Origin of the sequence: Streptomyces sp. NPDC008139, from assembly GCF_042957025.1 — a bacterium.
GTDB lineage: Bacteria > Actinomycetota > Actinomycetes > Streptomycetales > Streptomycetaceae > Actinacidiphila.
This window is the reverse complement of sequence record NZ_JBIBHM010000008.1, coordinates 94,693-115,029: the sequence shown is the minus strand read 5'-3', so window position 1 is coordinate 115,029 and position 20,337 is coordinate 94,693. Positions and strand designations below refer to the sequence as shown.

16 protein-coding genes are annotated in these 20,337 nt (G+C 74.0%); 13 read left to right on the top strand and 3 right to left on the bottom strand.

Features of this window, described 5'->3' with window-relative positions; translation table 11 throughout:
• The first annotated feature begins 38 nt into the window (after positions 1 to 38).
• The 5 genes from ACFZBB_RS18385 to sucD all read left to right on the top strand — a co-directional run bounded on the left by ACFZBB_RS18385 (position 39) and on the right by sucD (position 7,650).
• Complete coding sequence (locus ACFZBB_RS18385; RefSeq protein ID WP_355336836.1) at positions 39 to 1,163, top strand: AAA family ATPase; 1,125 nt, start codon at positions 39 to 41, stop codon at positions 1,161 to 1,163.
• Positions 1,164 to 1,243: 80 nt separating this feature from the next.
• Positions 1,244 to 4,129, top strand: coding sequence for a DUF5682 family protein (locus tag ACFZBB_RS18380; protein WP_391123953.1), 2,886 nt, complete (start codon positions 1,244 to 1,246; stop codon positions 4,127 to 4,129).
• Positions 4,122 to 5,270, top strand: a complete 1,149-nt coding sequence (locus ACFZBB_RS18375) for a VWA domain-containing protein (protein ID WP_391123475.1) — start codon at positions 4,122 to 4,124, stop codon at positions 5,268 to 5,270. The genes ACFZBB_RS18380 and ACFZBB_RS18375 overlap by 8 nt, the downstream gene beginning before the upstream one ends.
• Positions 5,271 to 5,571: 301 nt before the next feature.
• Positions 5,572 to 6,744: an ADP-forming succinate--CoA ligase subunit beta gene (gene sucC / locus ACFZBB_RS18370; RefSeq protein WP_355336839.1), complete on the top strand. Its 1,173-nt coding sequence runs from the start codon at positions 5,572 to 5,574 to the stop codon at positions 6,742 to 6,744.
• Between the two features lie 21 nt (positions 6,745 to 6,765).
• Positions 6,766 to 7,650, top strand: coding sequence for a succinate--CoA ligase subunit alpha (gene sucD, locus ACFZBB_RS18365; protein WP_355336840.1), 885 nt, complete (start codon positions 6,766 to 6,768; stop codon positions 7,648 to 7,650).
• Between the two features lie 155 nt (positions 7,651 to 7,805).
• On the opposite strand, the gene ACFZBB_RS18360 is transcribed toward sucD, so the two are convergent.
• Positions 7,806 to 9,104 carry a hypothetical protein gene (locus tag ACFZBB_RS18360; RefSeq protein ID WP_391123472.1) on the bottom strand — a complete coding sequence of 433 codons (1,299 nt, stop codon included), beginning with the start codon at positions 9,102 to 9,104 and terminating at the stop codon, positions 7,806 to 7,808.
• Between the two features lie 164 nt (positions 9,105 to 9,268).
• On the opposite strand from ACFZBB_RS18360, the gene ACFZBB_RS18355 reads away from it, so the two are divergent.
• Positions 9,269 to 10,819: a DUF6350 family protein gene (locus ACFZBB_RS18355; RefSeq protein ID WP_391123469.1), complete on the top strand. Its 1,551-nt coding sequence runs from the start codon at positions 9,269 to 9,271 to the stop codon at positions 10,817 to 10,819.
• A gap of 245 nt (positions 10,820 to 11,064) precedes the next feature.
• On the opposite strand, the gene ACFZBB_RS18350 is transcribed toward ACFZBB_RS18355, so the two are convergent.
• Positions 11,065 to 11,880: a hypothetical protein gene (locus tag ACFZBB_RS18350; protein WP_391123466.1), complete on the bottom strand. Its 816-nt coding sequence runs from the start codon at positions 11,878 to 11,880 to the stop codon at positions 11,065 to 11,067.
• A gap of 284 nt (positions 11,881 to 12,164) precedes the next feature.
• On the opposite strand from ACFZBB_RS18350, the gene purN reads away from it, so the two are divergent.
• Positions 12,165 to 12,806, top strand: coding sequence for a phosphoribosylglycinamide formyltransferase (gene purN, locus ACFZBB_RS18345; protein WP_391123463.1), 642 nt, complete (start codon positions 12,165 to 12,167; stop codon positions 12,804 to 12,806).
• Positions 12,793 to 14,343, top strand: a complete 1,551-nt coding sequence (gene purH / locus ACFZBB_RS18340; RefSeq protein WP_391123460.1) for a bifunctional phosphoribosylaminoimidazolecarboxamide formyltransferase/IMP cyclohydrolase — start codon at positions 12,793 to 12,795, stop codon at positions 14,341 to 14,343. The genes purN and purH overlap by 14 nt, the downstream gene beginning before the upstream one ends.
• Positions 14,344 to 14,525: 182 nt before the next feature.
• Here the strand turns inward: purH and ACFZBB_RS18335 are convergent, their stop codons facing one another.
• Positions 14,526 to 15,269 (bottom strand): RDD family protein, encoded by a 744-nt coding sequence (locus ACFZBB_RS18335; RefSeq protein ID WP_391123457.1) that lies wholly within the window; start codon positions 15,267 to 15,269, stop codon positions 14,526 to 14,528.
• A 356-nt stretch (positions 15,270 to 15,625) separates the two neighbouring features.
• Here ACFZBB_RS18335 and ACFZBB_RS18330 point away from each other — a divergent pair, with 356 nt between their 5' ends.
• The 5 genes from ACFZBB_RS18330 (at position 15,626) to ACFZBB_RS18310 (ending at position 20,310) form a co-directional block, all read left to right on the top strand.
• Complete coding sequence (locus ACFZBB_RS18330; RefSeq protein ID WP_391123454.1) at positions 15,626 to 16,489, top strand: bifunctional methylenetetrahydrofolate dehydrogenase/methenyltetrahydrofolate cyclohydrolase; 864 nt, start codon at positions 15,626 to 15,628, stop codon at positions 16,487 to 16,489.
• On the top strand, positions 16,479 to 17,069 hold the full coding sequence (locus ACFZBB_RS18325) for a DUF3017 domain-containing protein (RefSeq protein ID WP_391123452.1): 591 nt from the start codon (positions 16,479 to 16,481) through the stop codon (positions 17,067 to 17,069). The genes ACFZBB_RS18330 and ACFZBB_RS18325 overlap by 11 nt, the downstream gene beginning before the upstream one ends.
• 597 nt (positions 17,070 to 17,666) lie before the next feature.
• Positions 17,667 to 18,536 carry a helix-turn-helix domain-containing protein gene (locus ACFZBB_RS18320; protein ID WP_391123450.1) on the top strand — a complete coding sequence of 290 codons (870 nt, stop codon included), beginning with the start codon at positions 17,667 to 17,669 and terminating at the stop codon, positions 18,534 to 18,536.
• A 242-nt stretch (positions 18,537 to 18,778) separates the two neighbouring features.
• Entirely contained in the window at positions 18,779 to 19,768 is a 990-nt protein-coding gene (locus ACFZBB_RS18315; protein ID WP_391123448.1) for a malate dehydrogenase, read from the top strand.
• 62 nt (positions 19,769 to 19,830) lie between these two features.
• Positions 19,831 to 20,310 (top strand): GNAT family N-acetyltransferase, encoded by a 480-nt coding sequence (locus ACFZBB_RS18310; RefSeq protein ID WP_391123446.1) that lies wholly within the window; start codon positions 19,831 to 19,833, stop codon positions 20,308 to 20,310.
• Positions 20,311 to 20,337: the final 27 nt, after the last annotated feature.

Here is a 20,337-nt window from a genome sequence, read left to right as displayed (position 1 = left end):
CGGACCACGCGGGTCCGACGGATGAGTGGGGGAGAGCCATGACCGGTACGACGGGTGCCGAGACCGACAGCGGCACCGGCGCCGAGCAGGCCCTGAGGCCGCACGCGGAGGACGCGTTCGCGGACGAGCTCAAGGCGCTCGCCGCGGCGGACGACCGGCCGCGCCCCGCCCGGTGGAATCTCTCGCCCTGGGCCGTGGCCACCTACCTGCTCGGCGGGACACTGCCCGACGGCACGGTCGTCACACCGAAGTACGTGGGGCCGCGGCGGATCGTCGAGGTGGCCGTGACCACGCTCGCCACCGACCGGGCGCTGCTGCTGCTCGGCGTGCCGGGCACCGCGAAGACCTGGGTGTCGGAACACCTCGCCGCCGCGATCAGCGGCGACTCGACACTGCTGGTGCAGGGCACCGCAGGCACCCCCGAGGAAGCCATCCGCTACGGGTGGAACTACGCGCAGCTCCTCACCAACGGCCCCAGCAGGGACGCGCTGGTGCCCAGCCCCGTCATGCGGGCGATGGCCGAGGGCCGGCTCGCGCGCGTCGAGGAGCTGACCCGCATCCCGGCGGACGTCCAGGACTCGCTGATCACGATCCTGTCCGAGAAGACGCTGCCGATACCGGAGTTGGGTGCCGAGACACAGGCCGTACGCGGCTTCAACCTCATCGCGACCGCCAACGACCGCGACCGCGGGGTCAACGACCTCTCCAGCGCGCTGCGCCGCCGCTTCAACACGGTCGTGCTGCCGCTGCCCGCCTCCGCCGAGGACGAGATCGACATCGTCTCCCGCCGGGTCGACCAGCTCGGCCGCGGCCTCGACCTCCCGGCCGCCCCGGAGGGCGCCACCGAGATCCGCCGGGTCGTCACCGTCTTCCGCGAACTGCGCGGCGGCGTCACCGAGGACGGCCGTACCAAGCTCAAGTCCCCCTCGGGCACGCTCTCCACGGCCGAGGCGATCTCCGTGGTCACCAACGGCCTCGCGCTCGCGGCCCACTTCGGGGACGGCGTGCTGCGGGCCGGTGACGTCGCCGCGGGCATCCTCGGCGCCGTCGTCCGCGACCCGGCCGCCGACCGGCTGATCTGGCACGAGTATCTGGAGACGGTCGTCCGCGAGCGGGACGGCTGGAAGGACTTCTACCGCGCCTGCCGCGAGGTGTCGGCATGACGGTCATGGACGCCGCCACCGGCGGCACGACGACGGGTGACCGCGCGGCGGGCGGTACGCGGACGGCTGACGATACGGCGATGCCCGGTCGCGCGGAGGACGGTGTGACGGCGGTCGGCGGCGGGCCGGGGGACCGCACGGCGGAAGGACTCCGGGCCGGGGCGGTTCCCGCCGCCGTCGTCCGCGGCGGTGCGGGCGGCCACTACGGCGACGACCTCGTACTGCTCGGGGTCAGGCACCACGGGCCCGGGTCCGCGCGGGCGGTGCGGGCCGCGCTCGACGCGTACCGGCCGCAGGCCGTGCTCATCGAGGGGCCGCCGGAGGCCGACGCGCTGCTCGCGCTGGCCGCCGACCCCGCGATGCGCCCGCCCGTCGCGCTGCTGGCGCACGTGGTGGACGACCCGGCGCGGGCCGGGTTCTGGCCCTTCGCCGAATTCTCGCCCGAGTGGGTGGCGATCCGGTGGGCCGCGCAGGCGGGCGCCGACGTCCGCTTCATCGACCTCCCGGCCGCGCACACCCTCGCGCTGCGCGCCGCCACCGAGGAAGAGGAGGCCGCGGCCGGCGGCCCGGACGCGGAAGGGCCGGTACGGGGGCCGGTGCGAGAAGGAGAGGAAGGGGAGCAGCCCGCCGAGGGGGAGGCGGCCGGAGGGGATACGGACGACGGCGGGGCGGCGGCTGCCGCGCGGATCGACCCGCTGGCCGTCCTCGCCAGGGCCGCCGGGTACGACGACCCGGAGCGCTGGTGGGAGGACGCGGTCGAGCACCGCGGCGGCACGGCGGACGGCGACGGCGACCCGCTCGTCCCCTTCGCGGCGCTCGCCGAGGCCATGGCGGCGATCCGCGAGACCTACGGCGACGGCGGCCACGCCCAGGACCCGCTGCGCGAGGCCCACATGCGGCTGCGGCTCCGCGAGGCGCGCAAGGCGTACGAGCGGACGGCGGTGGTCTGCGGCGCCTGGCACGTCCCCGCGCTCACCGAGCGGACGACGGCCACCGCCGACCGGCAGCTCCTCAAGGGCCTGCCCAAGGCGAAGGTCGAGACGACCTGGGTGCCGTGGACCCACCGGCGGCTGGCCAGGGCCAGCGGATACGGCGCGGGCATCGACTCGCCGGGCTGGTACCGGCACCTGTTCACCGCGCGGGACCGCCCGGTGACCCGCTGGATGACGAAGGTGGCGGGGCTGCTCAGGGAGGAGGACCTGCCGGTCTCCTCGGCCCACGTCATCGAGGCGGTACGGCTGGCCGACACGCTCGCCGCGATGCGGGGCCGCCCGCTGGCCGGTCTCGGCGAGACCACCGACGCGGTCCGCGCGGTGATGTGCGACGGCTCCGACGTGCCGCTCGCGCTGATCCAGGACCGGCTGGTCGTCGGCGACGTGCTCGGCGAAGTCCCGCCGGACGCGCCCGCGGTGCCGCTCGCCCGTGACCTCGCACGCGAGCAGCGCAGGCTCCGCCTCAAGCCCGAGGCGCTGGAGAAGGAGCTGGAGCTGGACCTGCGCAAGGAGATCGACGCGGGCCGCAGCCGTCTGCTGCACCGGCTGACGATGCTCGGCATCGGCTGGGGCGAACCGGCCGTCGCCCGGCACGGCAAGGGCACCTTCCGTGAGACGTGGCGGCTGCGCTGGGAGCCGGAGCTGGCGGTACGGATCGCCGAAGCCGGGATCTGGGGCACCACCGTCGGGTCGGCCGCCACCGCCAAGGCCGAGGACGCCGCCGTGCACAGCGACGCGCTGGCCGCCGTCACCTCGGTCGCCGAACAGTGCCTGCTCGCCGGGCTGTCCGACGCGCTCCCCGTCGTCATGCGCGTCCTCGCCGACCGCGCCGCGCTCGACGCGGACGTCTCCCACCTCGCCGCCGCGCTGCCCGCGCTGGTCCGTGCCGTCCGCTACGGCGACGTCCGCGGCACCGACTCCGCCGCCCTCGGTGAGGTCGCGGAGGGCCTGGCCTCCCGCATCTGCGTCGGCTTCCCCCCGGCCTGCGTCGGCCTCGACGCCGACGGCGCGGCGGCGCTGCGCACCCACATGGATGAGGTCCACCGCGCGATCGGCCTCCTCCCGTCCCCGGCCGCGCGCCCTGCGGTCGGCTCGCCGGACGCGTACGTAAGCCCACCCGACCCGGCCCCCGACCCCGCCGTCGCCCCGCGACCTGCGGTCGGCCCAGAACCGGCGGTTGGCCGGGCGCCGATGGACGCACCCGCACCCGCCCCCGACTCCGAGCCCGCCGCCGCGGGACCTGCGGTCGGCCCAGGCCCGGCGGCCGTGCCTGCCGCCGGCCCCGACCCGGCCTCGGCCTCCGGCGCCGGACCCGCACCTGCGGTCGGCTCGGCGTCGCCGGACGCGACCGCGACCGGAGCCGAGCCCGCACCGGTCTCCGGCCCCGCACCGGTCTCCGGGGCCACCCCGCAGGGGGAACTTCGGGAGCGGTGGGCGGGGACGCTGCGGGGATTGGCCGAGCGGGACGGGGCGATACCCGGGCTGCTGCGGGGTGCCGCGACGCGGCTGCTCATGGACGACGGGCGGATCGAGGCGGAGGACGCGGCGCGGCTGATGGGGCTGGCGCTGTCGCCGGGGACGGGGCCCGCGGAGGGGGCCGCGTGGATCGAGGGGTTCCTGTCCGGCGGCGGGATGCTCCTGGTGCACGACGAGCGGCTGCTGGCGCTGGTCGACGGCTGGCTGGCGGCCGTACCGGCGACGGCGTTCAACGACGTGCTGCCCCTGCTGCGGCGGACCTTCGCGGACTTCGAGACCGGAGTGCGGCGCAGCGTGGGGGAGTTGGTGCGGCGCGGCCCCTCGGCGGCGCGCCGTCCGGCCACCGCGGCGGACCCCGGCCTGCCCGGCTTCGGCACCGGCCTCGACGCGGCCCGCGCCGACGCCGTTCTGCACACCGTCCGGCTGCTGCTGGGCACGACCACCACGACCGATCTCGCCGCCAGGCTGACCAACGAGGGGGACCAGGCAGATGACTGACACCGATGAGCGGCTGCGCCGCTGGCGGCTCGTGCTCGGCGGCGGGGGTGCCGACGGCACCGGGTGCGAACTGACCGGCAGGGACGCGGCGATGGACCGTACCCTCGGCGCGCTGTACGGCGGCACGGGCAGCGCCTCGGGGCGCGGGGCTGACCGTTCGGCGGGCCTCGGCGGCTCCGCGCCGCAAGTGGCCCGCTGGCTCGGCGACATCCGTACGTACTTCCCCAGCTCCGTCGTCCAGGTGATGCAGCGGGACGCGATCGACCGGCTCGGGCTGTCGGCGCTGCTGCTGGAGCCGGAGATGCTGGAGGCGGTGGAGGCCGACGTGCATCTGGTCGGCACGCTGCTGTCGCTGAACAAGGCGATGCCCGACACCACCAAGGAGACGGCGCGGATGGTGGTCCGCAAGGTCGTGGACGACCTGGAGAAGCGGCTCGCCACCCGGACCCGCGCCACCCTCACCGGCGCGCTCGACCGCTCCGCGCGGGTCAACCGCCCCCGCCACCGGGACATCGACTGGAACCGCACGATCCGCGCCAACCTCAAGAACTACCTGCCCGAGCACGGCACCGTCGTGCCCGAGCGACTGATCGGTTACGGCCGCGCCGACCAGGCGGTGAAGAAGGACGTCGTCCTCTGCATCGACCAGTCGGGTTCGATGGCCGCCTCCGTCGTCTACGCGTCCGTCTTCGGCGCCGTCCTGGCCTCGATGCGCTCGATCGCCACCAAACTCGTCGTCTTCGACACCGCCGTGGTCGACCTCACCGACGAGCTGGACGACCCGGTGGACGTGCTGTTCGGCACCCAGCTCGGCGGCGGCACCGACATCAACCGGGCGCTCGCGTACTGCCAGGGCCTGATCACCCGTCCGGCCGAAACTGTCGTCGTACTGATCAGCGATCTCTACGAGGGCGGTATCCGCGACGAGATGCTGAAGCGGGTCGCGGCCATGAAGGCGGCCGGCGTCCAGTTCGTGGCACTGCTCGCGCTGTCCGACGAGGGCGCGCCCGCCTACGACCACGACCACGCCGCCGCGCTCGCCGCCCTCGGCGCTCCCGCGTTCGCCTGCACCCCCGACCTCTTTCCCGATGTGATGGCAGCGGCGATCGAGAAACGCCCGATTCCGATACCGGAGGCGTGAACGGCGATCGGGAACGGACCCGGACGGTGATCTGTGACCGTTCTCACCGCCCACATGTGATCTGCGATTTAGCCCGTCACCGCCCTCGGCGATAACCTGCGAGACGGACATGCCGCGTACTCGGTCACCGTGTGCGCTTCCCTTGTGACAGTGCAGTCGCCCTGCCCGTAGCGGCACGCCCAGGCAGATCAGGCAGAAACGCACGCAGCGCCGCACACATCAGGCGGCAGCAGCTTGCGAAATGCTGAATTCCAGGGAAACCAGGAACCCTGGAAACCAGGGAAAAGGGAGACGGACGCGCGTGGACCTGTTCGAGTACCAGGCGAGGGACCTCTTCGCCAAGCACGGTGTACCGGTGCTGGCCGGTGAAGTCATCGACACGCCTGAGGCGGCGCGCGAGGTGGCGGAGCGACTGGGCGGCCGTGCGGTCGTCAAGGCTCAGGTCAAGGTGGGCGGCCGCGGCAAGGCCGGTGGCGTGAAGCTGGCCGCCGACCCGGCCGACGCGGTGGCCAAGGCCGACGCGATCCTGGGCATGGACATCAAGGGCCACACGGTCCACAAGGTGATGCTCGCCGAGACCGCGGACATCAAGGAGGAGTACTACGTCTCCTTCCTGCTGGACCGCACCAACCGCACCTTCCTCGCCATGGCCTCCGTCGAGGGCGGTGTCGAGATCGAGGTCGTCGCCGAGGAGAACCCGGACGCGCTGGCCAAGGTCCCGGTCGACGCCCTGGAGGGTGTGACCCCGGAGAAGGCCGCCGAGATCGTCGCCGCCGCGAAGTTCCCGGCCGACATCGCCGACCAGGTCGCCTCCGTCCTCCAGCAGCTCTGGACCGTCTTCGTCAAGGAAGACGCCCTGCTGGTCGAGGTCAACCCGCTGGTCAAGACCGGCGAGGGCAAGATCGTCGCGCTCGACGGCAAGGTCTCGCTCGACGAGAACGCCGCGTTCCGGCAGCCGGAGCACGAGGCGCTCGAGGACAAGGCCGCCGCCAACCCGCTGGAGGCGAAGGCCAAGGCCAAGGGCCTCAACTACGTGAAGCTGGAAGGCGAGGTCGGCATCATCGGCAACGGCGCGGGGCTCGTCATGAGCACCCTCGACGTCGTCGCCTACGCCGGTGAGGCGCACGGCGGCGTGAAGCCCGCCAACTTCCTGGACATCGGCGGCGGCGCGTCCGCCGAGGTGATGGCCAACGGCCTGGAGATCATCCTCGGCGACCCGGACGTCAAGTCCGTCTTCGTCAACGTCTTCGGCGGCATCACCGCCTGCGACGAGGTCGCCAACGGCATCGTGCAGGCCCTGGAGCTGCTCAAGTCCAAGGGTGAGAACGTCACGAAGCCGCTGGTCGTACGCCTGGACGGCAACAACGCGGAGCTGGGTCGCAAGATCCTGTCCGACGCGAACCACCCGCTGGTACAGCGCGTGGACACCATGGACGGAGCGGCCGACAAGGCCGCCGAGCTGGCTGCGAAGTAAGGGACGAGGACACCGACAACCATGGCTATCTTCCTGACCAAGGACAGCAAGGTCATCGTCCAGGGCATGACCGGCGCCACCGGCATGAAGCACACCACGCTCATGCTCGCCGACGGCACGAACATCGTCGGCGGCGTCAACCCGCGCAAGGCGGGCACCACCGTCTCCTTCGACCAGGGCGAGGTCCCGGTCTTCGGCTCCGTCAAGGAGGCCATCGAGGCCACCGGCGCGGACGTGACGGTCATCTTCGTCCCGGAGAAGTTCACCAAGGACGCCGTGGTCGAGGCCATCGAGGCCGAGATCCCGCTCGCCGTGGTGATCACCGAGGGCGTCGCGGTGCACGACTCCGCCGCGTTCTGGGCGCTCGCCCAGGCCAAGGGCAACAAGACCCGGATCATCGGCCCGAACTGCCCCGGCCTGATCACCCCCGGCCAGTCCAACGCGGGCATCATCCCGGGCGACATCACCAAGCCCGGCCGCATCGGCCTGGTCTCCAAGTCCGGCACCCTGACGTACCAGATGATGTACGAGCTGCGCGACATCGGCTTCTCGTCCGCCGTCGGCATCGGCGGTGACCCGATCATCGGCACCACGCACATCGACGCGCTCGCCGCGTTCGAGGCCGACCCCGACACCGACCTGATCGTCATGATTGGCGAGATCGGCGGCGACGCCGAGGAGCGGGCCGCGGCCTTCATCGAGAAGAACGTGACGAAGCCGGTCGTCGGCTACGTCGCCGGTTTCACCGCGCCCGAGGGCAAGACGATGGGCCACGCGGGCGCCATCGTCTCCGGCTCCTCCGGCACGGCGCAGGCCAAGAAGGAGGCCCTGGAGGCCGCGGGCGTCAAGGTCGGCAAGACGCCGTCCGAGACGGCGCGCCTCGCGCGGTCCATCCTGGCCGGCTGACCTGCGGTCGGCTCGGCACGCAACACGGCGCGGGTCCGGCCCCTTCCGAGGAAGGGGCCGGACCCGCGCCGTTTCCGCGCCGCGCGGACGGAGCTTGGCACAGCGGCGGTTCGCCGCTGCCCGTCCCCGCCAGGACCGCGCCTGCGGCCAAGTCCTCAGGGCGACGGCGGTTTGCCGGTGTCCGGGCGCAGTCGTGCCCTGTGCTCGTCCCGGAGGCCGGTGCGGGGTCGTGCCCTGTGCTCGTCCCGTAGGCCGGAGCGGGGGTTCCGGTGTGCGGTCGGGGGGACGTGGGGCGGGACGGGCGGGGGTACGTCGGTGCGTGCGTCCGTTGCCGCGCGTGCCGGGTCGTCGGAGGGGGCGTTGCCCGGGGCGCCGGGGGTGTCGGCGCGGTTCTGGCCCGCCTCGCGGGCGTGCCGGGGCGGCACCGGCCTGCTGTGGTCGGGCGCGACCGCCATGGTCACGACGGTGGCCGTCACGATCAGGGCGGTCAGGGCGAAGGCCGCGACCGTACGCCGCCGTACACCGCGCTCGCTCGCGTCCCGTACGGCGGCCGGTTTCCGGGTACGCGCGGGCTCGGCGTCGTCCTGCTCGTCGGCGAGCAGCGCGCCGAGTTCCACGGACAGGGGCCGGCCGTCCTCGGAGAGTTCCGGCAGCGCCGTGGTCAGGGCGGCCCGCGCGTGGGTGATGCGTGCCGCGGTGATGGGCGTACTGGACTCGGTCTCGGCGGCGGTGCCGGGCAGATCGAGGCCGAGGCCGTCATAGAGGAGCAGGGCGCGGCGGTGCTCGGGCGGCAGCCGTAGCAGGGCCGCCCGCAAGGGGACGGGGGCGGCCGGGGCGGCGGGTTCGCGGCGGTGGGCCGGGACCCAGCGCTGCCAGGGCGCGAGGGCGTACGCGTAGGCGTTCGCGCGGAGCCAGCCGACCGGATCGGCGTCCCGCGCCACCTCCGGCCACCGCTGCCACGCCTGGTCGAAGGCGCGGGCCACGGCGTCGTCGGCGAGCCGCGGATTGCCGGTCAGGACCAGGACCTGGCGTACGAGCGGGTCCGCGCAGTGCGCGTACAGCGCGTCGAAGGCGGCCTCGGGGCTCGGGCCAGGGAGCACCGGCGGGGCCTGTGCCACGACGGGCACGGCGACGACCGCCAGGCGGCCCAGGCCGACCGGCTCACGGGCGGGCGCGGGGGAGCGCGGGGGCTTCTTGCGCGCCGGAGCCGTGGGCGGAGGGGTCTTCGCAGTGGGCCCCTTGGACGGAGGGCTCTTCGCGGCTGACCCCTCGGGCGCCGGGCTCTTGGGCGCGGGACCCGTGGGCGCGGGGTGCTCGGGCGGAGCCGGGTCCGCGGCAGGTGCGGGCGCGCCGGACGACGGCGGTTTCTGCCGCTGCCGCGACGTCGGCTTCTGCTTGGCCGGTACGGGCTTGGGCGGTGACTGTGTCCCGCCGGTGCGCCTGCGGGCGCTCACCGCGGCGACCCCGAGCCGTCACGCCGTACCCGCGCTCGTACGGATACGGATACCCGTACATGTGACAGTGTGAAAAAAGGACACATAGCGCCCATCATGTGCGACACGACGACCTTTCGCCCGCTGCCGGGGCGAAACGGGTGTTGTTGGCACCATGGGTCGCCGTGACCCATACGACCGATCGCATCGCGGCACTGTCCGCCGAGGCCGCTGCCCGGCGGGTCGCGGCGGCACGCGCCACCGCGTTCGCCGGGGGAGCGGTCGCCGCCGGGCTCGGCCTCGGCGTCCTGGGCGCCGTCGTCCTCCTGCTCTGGATCGCCTCGCCCTTTCCCGACAGCGGCCTCGGCGGCGCCCTGCACGTCGGCGCAGCCCTGTGGCTGCTGGCCCAGGGCGCCGACCTGGTCCGTACGGAGACGCTCGCCGGTGCCGCCGCGCCCGTCGGTGTGACCCCGCTGCTGCTCACCGCCCTGCCGGGCTGGCTGCTCTTCCGCGCCGCGGCCTCCGCGGCCCGCACGGCGGCCGGGGGCGAGGACGGCCCGCGGTCCGCGGTCGACGTCCGTACGGTGGCCGCCACCGCGGGCTGGCTGCTCGGCGGATACCTGGCCGCCGCGTCCGGCGCCGTCGCGTACGCCGCGGGCGGGTCCTTCCACGTCGACGTCCTCGCCGCGCTGCTCTACGTCCCGCTCTTCGCGACCGCCGTGACCGCCGCCGGGGCGTGGTCGGGGTGCGGGCGGCCGTCACTCGCGCGGGTCGGGCCGTACGGCCGGGAGGCCGTCGTGGCGCTGCGGGCCGCCGGGATGGCGGTGGGCGTCGTCATCGGCGGCGGCGCGCTCATCGGCGCCGCCGCCCTGGCGTGGCACGCCGGGGCCGCCGGGCGGACCTTCGGGCAGCTCAGCGCGCCGCCGGCCGGACAGCTCGCCGTCCTGCTCGTCGCGGTCGCGCTCGTCCCCAACCTCGCCGTCTGGGGGGCCTCGTACGTGCTCGGGCCGGGGTTCGCCGTCGGCGTCGGCAGCGCGGTCGCTCCCGCCGGGGCTTCCGGCTATCCGCTGCTGCCCGGATTTCCGCTGCTCGCCGCGTTGCCGGACGAGGGGAGCGGGGGGTTCGTCGGGTGGGCCACCCTCGTCGTGCCGTTTTGCGCGGGGGTCCTCGTCGCCTGGTCCGTGGGGCGCGCCGCCGACGCGTGGAGCCTGCGGCGTACGGCCTCGGTGGCCTCTGCGGCGGCCCTCGCCACCGGGGTCGCCTTCGCGCTCCTGGCCGCCGTTTCGGGCGGGCCCCTCGGCACCGTCACCCTCGCCGCCTTCGGCCCCTCCTGGTGGGCCACCGGCCTCGCCGCGCTCGCCTGGACGCTGCTGCTCGGTGCGCCCGGGGCCGTGGCGCTGCGCTGGCACCGGGACGGAGCCGCGGCCTTCCGTCCCCGGGCCTGGGCCGGTCGGGTCCGGGCGCTGCGGCCCCTCGGCTGGCCTGCCGCCACCGCGCGCGCTGCGCGCGGGCTCTGGGGGTGGGGCGGCCCCGCGGTGCGGCGCCATGTCGCCGCCTTGCGGCCGACCCGCGCCGGTTCGGCGTCCGCCGAGGTCCCGGTACCTGCGGTTCCACCGCCTCTTCCTGCGGAGCCGCCTCCTCCGGCCGTTCCTCCCATGCCGACGCTGCCGCCTGCTCCGGTCGCGGGCCCGGACCCCGTCGTCCCCCGGCCCGAACCGGATCCCGGGCCCGAGTAGGCCCCCCGCCGGGTTTTCAGCCCGAGAACCCACAGCGTCTGCCCCGCCGGGGCCGGTTCTCCCCCGCGCCCCCGGCGGGGGCTCGCCGCGCGGTTCCCCGCGCCCCTACGGGGCTCGACCTCTTCCGCCGGGCGCAGACGAAGGGCCTGTTTTTAGGGGCCCGGCGAACTGCGCGACCAGCCCCCACCGGGCGGACGCTCGGCGGATACGTGACCGGGGGTCACGCGCCGCCCCCCCGGAGGGGGTCAGCGGAGGCCGGGGAAGTCGCGGAGGGGGCTGGGGAGGAGATTCTGGCAGGAGTGCGACGCGGGCGTGGTGAGGGCGTCGCTCTTGCAGGTGAAGTAATCGCGGTAGGCGTACTGCAAGGAGTACGTGGTGACGACCAGCGCGAGCGTCACCGCGCTGGTGATGATGCCGCTCCAGGCCGCGGTGACGAAGGAGCGCTGGGCGTCGGGCCCGGGCGCGGGCGGGGCGGGCCGGGGCGTCTGGGTGGCGTCGGCCAGGGCGGAGGCCGCCTCGGCGCGGGCCTTGGCCCGGTCCTGCGGGCTCATGCGGAGCGCGGAGATCCCCCAGTAGAGGGCGAGCGCGCCGAGCAGGAGCCCGACCGGGGTCCAGCCCAGGAGGGCGAAGATCAGTCCCCAGCCGCCGCAGACCAGCGAATAGCGCGACCGCCGCTGGGCGGGGTCGGTGGGGTCGAAGCGCGGGCCGCTGCCCGCGGGCCCGGTGGGACCGCCGCCCTGCTCCGGCCTGCGTCCGAACGGGTCAGGGCGTCCGCCCTGGGGCTGCTGGTTGCTCCACCCGTGGCCCCACGCGGTGGGTGCGCCGTGCGGTGGCGGGGGCGGACCCTCCGGCTTGTCCCCGGAGCCGCCTTCCGACGAGCCTTCCGACGAGCCCTCGGACGAGCCCTCCTTCGAAGAACCGTCCGAGGGCTGCTGTCGCGGCTGCCACGGACGGTCGGGCGCGCCCTCCGGCGGCGGCGCGAAGGGATTGTCCTGCTGATCGCCCTCGGGCGCGCGCAGCGCGAGACGAATACGGCCGCTGCTCATGATGTGATGCGCCATCCCCTTGGGCTCGACTCCTTCTTCGGCTTGTACCGACGTGTACTGACGTCTTGCAACGACCGTACGACGATGTGCCATCCCTGTCAGATGCGTCACTTACGCCCGCGTGCGGGGCGCGCGAAGTGCCGCTCTCCCGGCAGACGCTACCGTCCGCGCGCTCCCCCGTCCCGTGGGGGCCGCCGGGAGTGCCGGTATCGTTGCTGACGGTCGGCGGCCTCGTAGGGTTCCCCATCATCCGATCCGCCTCCGACTCGTACGATCCTCTAAACGAGAGAGCACCGCCAGTGGCCGCGCCCGCACACGCCTCCACCCCCGCCCGTCTCGTCGTCCTCGTCTCCGGTTCCGGGACCAATCTCCAGGCGCTGCTCGACACCATCGAGGCCGATCCGTCGTACGGGGCCGGGGCCCGTGTGGTCGCCGTCGGCGCCGACCGCGACGGCATCGCGGGCCTGGACCGCGCCGTCCGCGCGGGCCTGCCCACCTTCGTCGTCCGCGTCAAGGACCACGAGGACCGCGCCGCCTGGGACCTCGCGCTCGCCGAGGCCACGGCGCGGTACGCGCCCGACCTCGTCGTCTCCGCGGGCTTCATGAAGATCGTCGGCAAGGAGTTCCTGGCCAGGTTCGGCGGCCGGATCATCAACACCCACCCCGCGCTGCTGCCGAGTTTCCCCGGCGCCCACGCCGTACGCGACGCGCTCGCGTACGGCGCCAAGGTGACCGGGTGCACCGTCCACTTCGTCGACGACGGCGTCGACACCGGCCCGGTCATCGCCCAGGGCGTGGTCGAGGTCCGGCCGGACGACACGGAGGACGCGCTCCACGAGCGCATCAAGGAAGTCGAGCGACGACTGCTCGTCGAGACCGTGGGGCGCCTGGCGCGCCACGGCTACCGCATTGAGGGACGAAAGGTTCATGTCGGTGAATAAGCCCATCCGTCGCGCGCTGATCAGTGTCTACGACAAGACGGGTCTCGAAGACCTGGCCCGCGGTCTGCACGAGGCGGGGGTGGAACTGGTGTCGACCGGGTCGACCGCCGCGAAGATCGCCGCCGCGGGCGTCCCCGTCACCAAGGTCGAGGAGCTGACCGGCTTCCCCGAGTGCCTGGACGGCCGGGTCAAGACGCTGCACCCGCGCGTCCACGCGGGCATCCTCGCCGATCTGCGTCTGCCCGACCACCAGCGGCAGCTCGCCGAACTCGGCGTCGAGCCGTTCGAGTTGGTCGTCGTCAACCTCTACCCGTTCAAGGAGACCGTCGCCTCGGGCGCGAGCCCCGACGAGTGCGTCGAGCAGATCGACATCGGCGGCCCCTCGATGGTCCGCGCCGCCGCCAAGAACCACCCGTCGGTGGCCGTCGTCGTCAGCCCGGGCCGGTACGCCGACGTCCTGGCCGCCGTCCGCGACGGCGGCTTCGACCTCGCCGCCCGCAAGCGGCTCGCCGCCGAGGCGTTCCAGCACACCGCCGCGTACGACGTGGCCGTCGCCTCCTGGTTCCTGGAGGGCTATGCGTCCAACGAGGAGTTCCCCGAGTTCAGCGGGCAGACGTACGACCTCCAGCAGACCCTGCGCTACGGCGAGAACCCGCACCAGGGCGCCGCGCTCTACAGCGACGGCAGCGGAAAGGGGCTGGCCGGGGCGGAGCAGTTGCACGGCAAGGAGATGTCGTACAACAACTACGTCGACACCGACGCCGCCCGCCGCGCCGCGTACGACCACGAGGGCGTCTGCGTCGCGATCATCAAGCACGCCAACCCGTGCGGGATCGCGGTCGGCACGGACGTCGCCGACGCCCACCGCAAGGCGCACGCCTGCGACCCGGTCTCCGCGTACGGCGGCGTCATCGCCGTCAACCGGCCCGTGTCGGTGGCCATGGCCGAGCAGGTCGCCGAGATCTTCACCGAGGTGATCGTGGCTCCCGGGTACGAGGACGGCGCCGTCGAGATCCTCGCGCGCAAGAAGAACATCCGCGTCCTGCGCTGCGCCGACGGGCCCGGCACCGTCACCGAGTACAAGCCCATCGAGGGCGGTCTGCTCGTCCAGGCCAAGGACCGTTTCCAGGCCGAGGGCGACGACCCCGAGACCTGGACCCTCGCCACCGGGGACGCGCTGACGGCGGCCCAGCTCGCCGAACTGGCCTTCGCCTGGCGCGCCTGCCGGGCCGTCAAGTCCAACGCCATTCTTCTCGCGAAGGGCGGCGCCACGGTCGGCGTCGGCATGGGGCAGGTCAACCGCGTCGACTCCGCCAGGCTCGCCGTCGAGCGCGCCGGGGCCGAGCGCGCCGCCGGCTCCTACGCCGCCTCCGACGCCTTCTTCCCGTTCCCCGACGGGCTGGAGGTCCTCACCGCCGCCGGGGTCGCCGCGGTCGTCCAGCCGGGCGGGTCCATCCGCGACGAAGCCGTCATCGAGGCGGCGGCCAAGGCGGGAGTCACGATGTACCTGACGGGGACGCGGCACTTCTTCCACTGAGCCTTGGGAGCTCCTCCACGCAGGAGGCTGGGCCCCGAAGGGGCGCGGGGAACTGCGCGACCGGCCCCCACCGGCCGGTGGTCGGGAAACCACCGATTTGCCTCGCTGGGGCCGGTGGTGACGTGCACGCACGTCGCGGCCGGCCGCGCAGTTCCTCGCGCCCCTGAAGGCACGCCCCTGCGTCAGGACTGGTCCTTGATGACCACGGTGTGGACCATCTTGTCGGCGAAGGTCTGCTTCTTGGCGTCCCACAGCGGCCAGAGGAACCCGAGGTAGCACGGCAGGCCGTCCAGGACGTGGAGCAGGCGGCGGCCGAAGGCGAGGCCGAAGCCGAGGGTGGAGCCGTCGTGTTCGCGCAGGAGGCGGATGCCGACGATCTTCTTGCCGGGGGTCTGCCCGGTGCTGCCCTCGCGGTAGCAGAGGAAGAGCATGGCGACGAGGCTGAGCAGGCCGCCGATGAGGATCAGCGCGACGGAACCGCCGGAGACATGCGGGTTGGGGCACGCGTCGCGGGGGATGCCCGCGTCGTCGCAGTCCTGCCAGCGGTCGGCGAGCTTGACGGACATCTGGGTGTAGCCCGCGATGAGCAGGCCGCCCGGTACGAGGTTGAACATCAGCGCGTCGAGCAGCGTGGCACCGAGCCGGGCGCCCCAACCGGCCAGCGGGGGCATGCCGGGCGGCAGGTTGCCCTGCGGGTAGCCGTACGGCGCCTGGCCCGGGTAGCCGCCGCCGGGGTAGCCGTAGCCGCCGGGCTGCTGCTGTTGCTGCGGGTATCCGGGGTAGCCGCCGGGCTGCTGCTGGTACGGCCCCGGCTGCTGCGGGACGCCCTGGCCGTACGGGTTCTGCGCGTAGGGCGGCTGCTGAGGCGGCTGGGACGGTCCGCCGTACGGGTTTCCGGGGCCGGGAGGGCCGGGGGGTTGGCTCACGTGCTGCTTCCTTACGCGCGCGGCTGGGACGACAGGGCCGGTCGGGACGGCGGCGGCCGGACCGCATCCGTCGTATATCCGTCGTACTGACCCAATCGGGGGACGAGGCCACATCGTGGGGCCCCCGTGCCCCGGCGCGCAAGGGACCAGAGGTGTCGGACACAGGTCGGGACGGTGGCTCCACCGTGCGGCGGTCCTGGCAGCGGTCGGGGCACCGGTCGAGGCACCCGTCCGGGCGTCGGCGAGCGTCGGCGAGGGCCGGGCACGGCACAGGCGGCGCTCAGGTGACACCCAGGCGGGGTTCGCGCCGGGGGCGGATTGGTCCGGCGCGGGTCCGATCCGCGAGAATGGCGGGCATGACCGCCCAGATTCTCGATGGCAAGGCCACCGCCGCCGCGATCAAGTCCGAACTCGCCGAACGCGTCCAGGCGCTGAAGGCCCGCGGGATCACCCCCGGCCTCGGCACGCTGCTGGTCGGCGACGACCCGGGCAGCAAGTGGTACGTCGCGGGCAAGCACCGCGACTGCGCGCAGGTGGGCATCGGCTCCATCCAGCGTGAACTCCCGGACACCGCCACGCAGGAGGAGATCGAGGCGGTCGTCCGCGAGCTGAACGCGGACCCGGCCTGCACCGGCTACATCGTGCAGCTCCCGCTCCCCAAGGGCATCGACACCAACCGGGTGCTGGAGCTGATGGACCCGGCCAAGGACGCGGACGGGCTGCACCCGATGAGCCTCGGCCGCCTGGTGCTCAACGAGACCGGGCCGCTGCCCTGCACCCCCAACGGCATCGTCGAACTGCTGCGCCGCCACGGCGTGGAGATCAACGGCGCCGACGTGGTCGTGGTCGGCCGCGGCATCACCGTGGGCCGCTCGATCGGCCTGCTGCTGACCCGTAAGTCGGAGAACGCGACGGTCACCTTGTGCCACACCGGCACCCGTGACCTCTCCGCGCATCTGCGGCAGGCCGACATCGTCGTGGCCGCCGCAGGTGTGCCGCACATCATCAAGCCGGAGGACGTGAAGCCGGGCGCGGCCGTCCTGGACGTCGGCGTGAGCCGCGACGAGAACGGCAAGATCGTCGGCGACGTGCATCCGGGCGTGGCCGAGGTGGCCGCCTGGATCTCGCCGAACCCCGGTGGCGTCGGCCCGATGACGCGGGCGCTGCTCCTCCAGAACGTGGTGGAGGCGTCCGAGCGGGCCGCGGGCGATGTCGGCTGATCCGGGTCCCGCGGCAGGGGCCGCGGACTTCGGCGCCGGGGAGCCGGGGATCGGCCGGACGCCGGGGGAGGGCCGTGAGAACGGATCGGGCCCTGCGTCGGCGTCGGCGCCGGTGCCCGCGCCCTCGTCCGCCGGACACCCGGCCGGGCACTCCTCCGGGCATTCCCTCGGACAGGCGGCCGGATTCGCCGGGGAGCACGGCAGGCACGAGGCCGGGCCCGGCAGGACCACCGCGCGCCCCGAGGGCGGCGGCCGGGCGGCGGGCAAGGACGCCCCCGCACCCGCCCGGCAGTGGCCGATCCTGCTGGTCATCTGCGGCGCGGTCATCGGGCTGATCGTCACGGCGACCGGCGCCTTCCGCGCGGGCACGATCGTGATCGGGGCGTCGCTGCTGGTCGGCGCCGCGCTGCGCTGGGGCGTGACGGCGGTCGGCATGCTCGCGGTCCGCAGCCGGTTCACCGACGTGATCACGTACGGGCTGTTCGGTCTCGCGATCGTGCTGCTGGCGCTGATGGCGCAGCCGGATCCGCTGATCAGGATTCCGTTCCTGGAGGACATCATCCACTTCTCGGTGCGGTAGCCCGTCGCGGTGGCCCGGAACGGTGGGCTGACGCGGTGGGGTGCCGCAGGGCCATGTCCTTTGGGGGCGCGGGCTCCTGCGCGACCAGCCACTGACAGTGGCGCGGCCGAAAATCCCGCCCCAGTGGGGCAGTCGCTGTGGTGTTCGGGCTGGCGGCCCGGTGGGGGTTGCTCGCGCGGTTCCCCGCGCCCCTGACGGGGCGTGTCAGCTCCTGCGTGAGGTGCCAAGGGCCCAGCGGGCGACCTTCGCCGTGGGCGGCGGGCCGGTCTTTTCAGGGGCGCGGGGAACTGCGCGGCCAGCCACGGCGCTCCCGCAGGTCGCCACCGGCCCCGGCGGGGCACCCCGGTTGTTTCCCGGCCCCCGGCCGGTGGGGGTTGCTCGCGCGGCTCCCCGCGCCCCTACGGGGCGCATCCCCCTGGGCGGGCGCTGGGCCGCGACAGCGGGGGCGCGGACGAAGAACTGGCCTCAGAGGCGGCCGGGGCCCGGCAATAGCAGGTCCGGACGAGTTCGGGGAGGCTGTCCGGAAAGTCCCCCCGACAAGGGGACACCCGTTCTAGCGTTGCCCCCGGCGGGGGACTCGTTGAGACAGGGGGCACGATGGGGCAGTGGGAGCCGTTGGCGGAGCGGATTCCGGTGGATGTGCGGCGGCTGGCCGTGCAGTTACGCCGGATGAAGGACCGCGGCGGCCTGACGGTCCCGGCGCTGGCGGCGCGCACGGCGCAGTCGGCGCAGGCGTGGGAGAAGTACCTCAACGGCAGGCAACTGCCGCCGCTGGACGCGGTGGAGGTGCTGGCGCAGGCGAGCGGCGCGGACTACGACCGGGTCGGCGCGCTGTGGAAGCTGGCGGAGAAGGCCGCGACCGGCACCGGCGACAGGGGCCGGGGCAAACCCGTACCGCATCCCGATCCGCTGGACCCGCTGGGAGCGGAGGAAGGGCTGCCGGGCAACCGCCGCCGCAGGGCGCTGCTGTTCGGTACGGCGGGGGTGCTGGCGATCGGCGCGGCGGTGACGGTGCTGCTCGCGGCGGGCCCAAGCACCGGGCGGGCCCCGGCGCCCGAGGCGGCGCCGACGGCGACCGACCGGGCGGGCGCGCCGCTGACACCGGGAGCGAAGGGCGCGGCGCCCCGTACGTCGCCGGGCACGGGCGGCGCGCCGGGAAGAACCGCCCCCACGGCCGAGCCCTCGATGACGGTGATGACGGGCGACGGCTCCCCGTCCGCCGGTCCGCCGGGAGCACCCGGTGCGACGGCCACCCACGGCGCGGGCCCCGGCAGCGCGCCGAGCGGCGGCGCCCCCGGCACCGTACCGACCGATTCCGGGTCCCCTTCGGCGCCCGTCTCCGGAGGAACCGTTTCTCCTACGGATACGCCCACCGGTCCCGCGTCCCCGACCGCGACCGCCACCGGCCGCGGCGGCCTGTGCCTCGGCCTGCTCGTCGTCAACCTCTGTCTGGGCGGCCAGGGCTGAGGCGCGCGGACCCGCGGCGCCCCGCGCGAAGGCGCGGACGCGGGCCCAGCGCGGCACGGGAACGTCACCCGGGGGCCTTCCCGGTGACCGGGGCCACACGCCCTCGCGTCACCGTCGGCGCCGCCGCGCGATAGCCTGACAGGCGGCTCTCTTGACGACGAGAGAGTCACGTTCCGGGGCCGCTCGGGCCACTGCCGGGGCGGCAATGCCAGGTACCCGCAGGAAAAGGCCAGGAGAAGGCAATGACTCGCACTCCCGTCAACGTCACCGTCACCGGAGCGGCAGGCCAGATCGGCTACGCCCTCCTCTTCCGCATCGCCTCGGGCCACCTGCTCGGCGCGGACGTGCCGGTGAGGCTCCGTCTGCTGGAGATCCCCCAGGGACTGAAGGCCGCGGAGGGGACCGCGATGGAGCTGGACGACGCCGCCTTCCCGCTGCTCCAGGGCATCGACATCACCGACGACCCGAACGTGGCCTTCGACGGCGCCAACGTCGCGCTGCTGGTCGGCGCCCGCCCGCGCACCAAGGGCATGGAGCGCGGCGACCTGCTGGAGGCCAACGGCGGCATCTTCAAGCCGCAGGGCAAGGCCATCAACGACCACGCGGCCGACGACATCAAGGTCCTGGTCGTCGGCAACCCGGCGAACACCAACGCGCTCATCGCGCAGTCCGCCGCCCCCGACGTACCGGCCGAGCGCTTCACCGCGATGACCCGCCTGGACCACAACCGCGCGGTCGCGCAGCTCGCGAAGAAGACCGGCGTGCCGGTCTCGGAGATCAAGCGGCTCACCATCTGGGGCAACCACTCGGCGACCCAGTACCCCGACATCTTCCACGCCGAGGTCGCGGGCAAGAACGCCGCCGAGGTCGTCAACGACGAGCAGTGGCTGGCCGACACCTTCATCCCGACCGTCGCCAAGCGCGGCGCCGCGATCATCGAGGCGCGTGGCGCGTCCTCCGCCGCCTCCGCCGCGTCGGCCGCCCTCGACCACGTCCACACCTGGGTCAACGGCACCGCGGAGGGCAACTGGACCTCCATGGGCATCGTCTCCGACGGCTCCTACGGCGTCCCGGCCGGTCTCATCTCGTCCTTCCCGGTCACCACGAAGGACGGCGCCTTCGAGATCGTCCAGGGCCTGGAGATCAACGAGTTCTCGCGCGCGCGCATCGACGCGTCCGTGAAGGAGCTGGAAGAGGAGCGCGCCGCCGTGCGCGAGCTGGGCCTCATCTGAGTTCCGTTCTTTTCTGCCGGTAAGGGGTCCCGCCCTGGTGCGGGGCCCCTTACGTTTGCCCCATGGACGTCATCCTGCGCGAGGTACGCGACTCGGACCTGCCCGTCTTCTTCGTTCAGATGCAGGACCCCGAGGCGGTACGGATGGCCGCCTTCACCGCCGAGGACCCGACGGACAGCGCCCGCTTCCACGCCCACTGGGCCCGCGTCCGCGCCACTCCCGGCGTCGTCAACCGCACGGTCGTCGCCGCCTCCGACGGTACGGTCGTCGGCCACGCCGCCGTCTACGGGCCGCCCGAGGAGCGCGAGGTCACGTACTGGATCGGCCGCGAGTTCTGGGGCCGCGGCGCCGCCACCGCCGCCCTCCGCCAACTCCTCGCCGTCGCCCCCGAACGCCCCCTGCACGCCCGCGCCGCCGCCGACAACCCCGGCTCAATCCGCGTCCTGCGGAAATGCGGCTTCCTCCCCACCGGCACCGACCGCGGCTTCGCGAACGCCCGCGGCGAGGACATCGACGAAATCCTCCTCACCCTCCCCGCCTGACCTCGACTTCCGCCGCCGCCTGCTCCC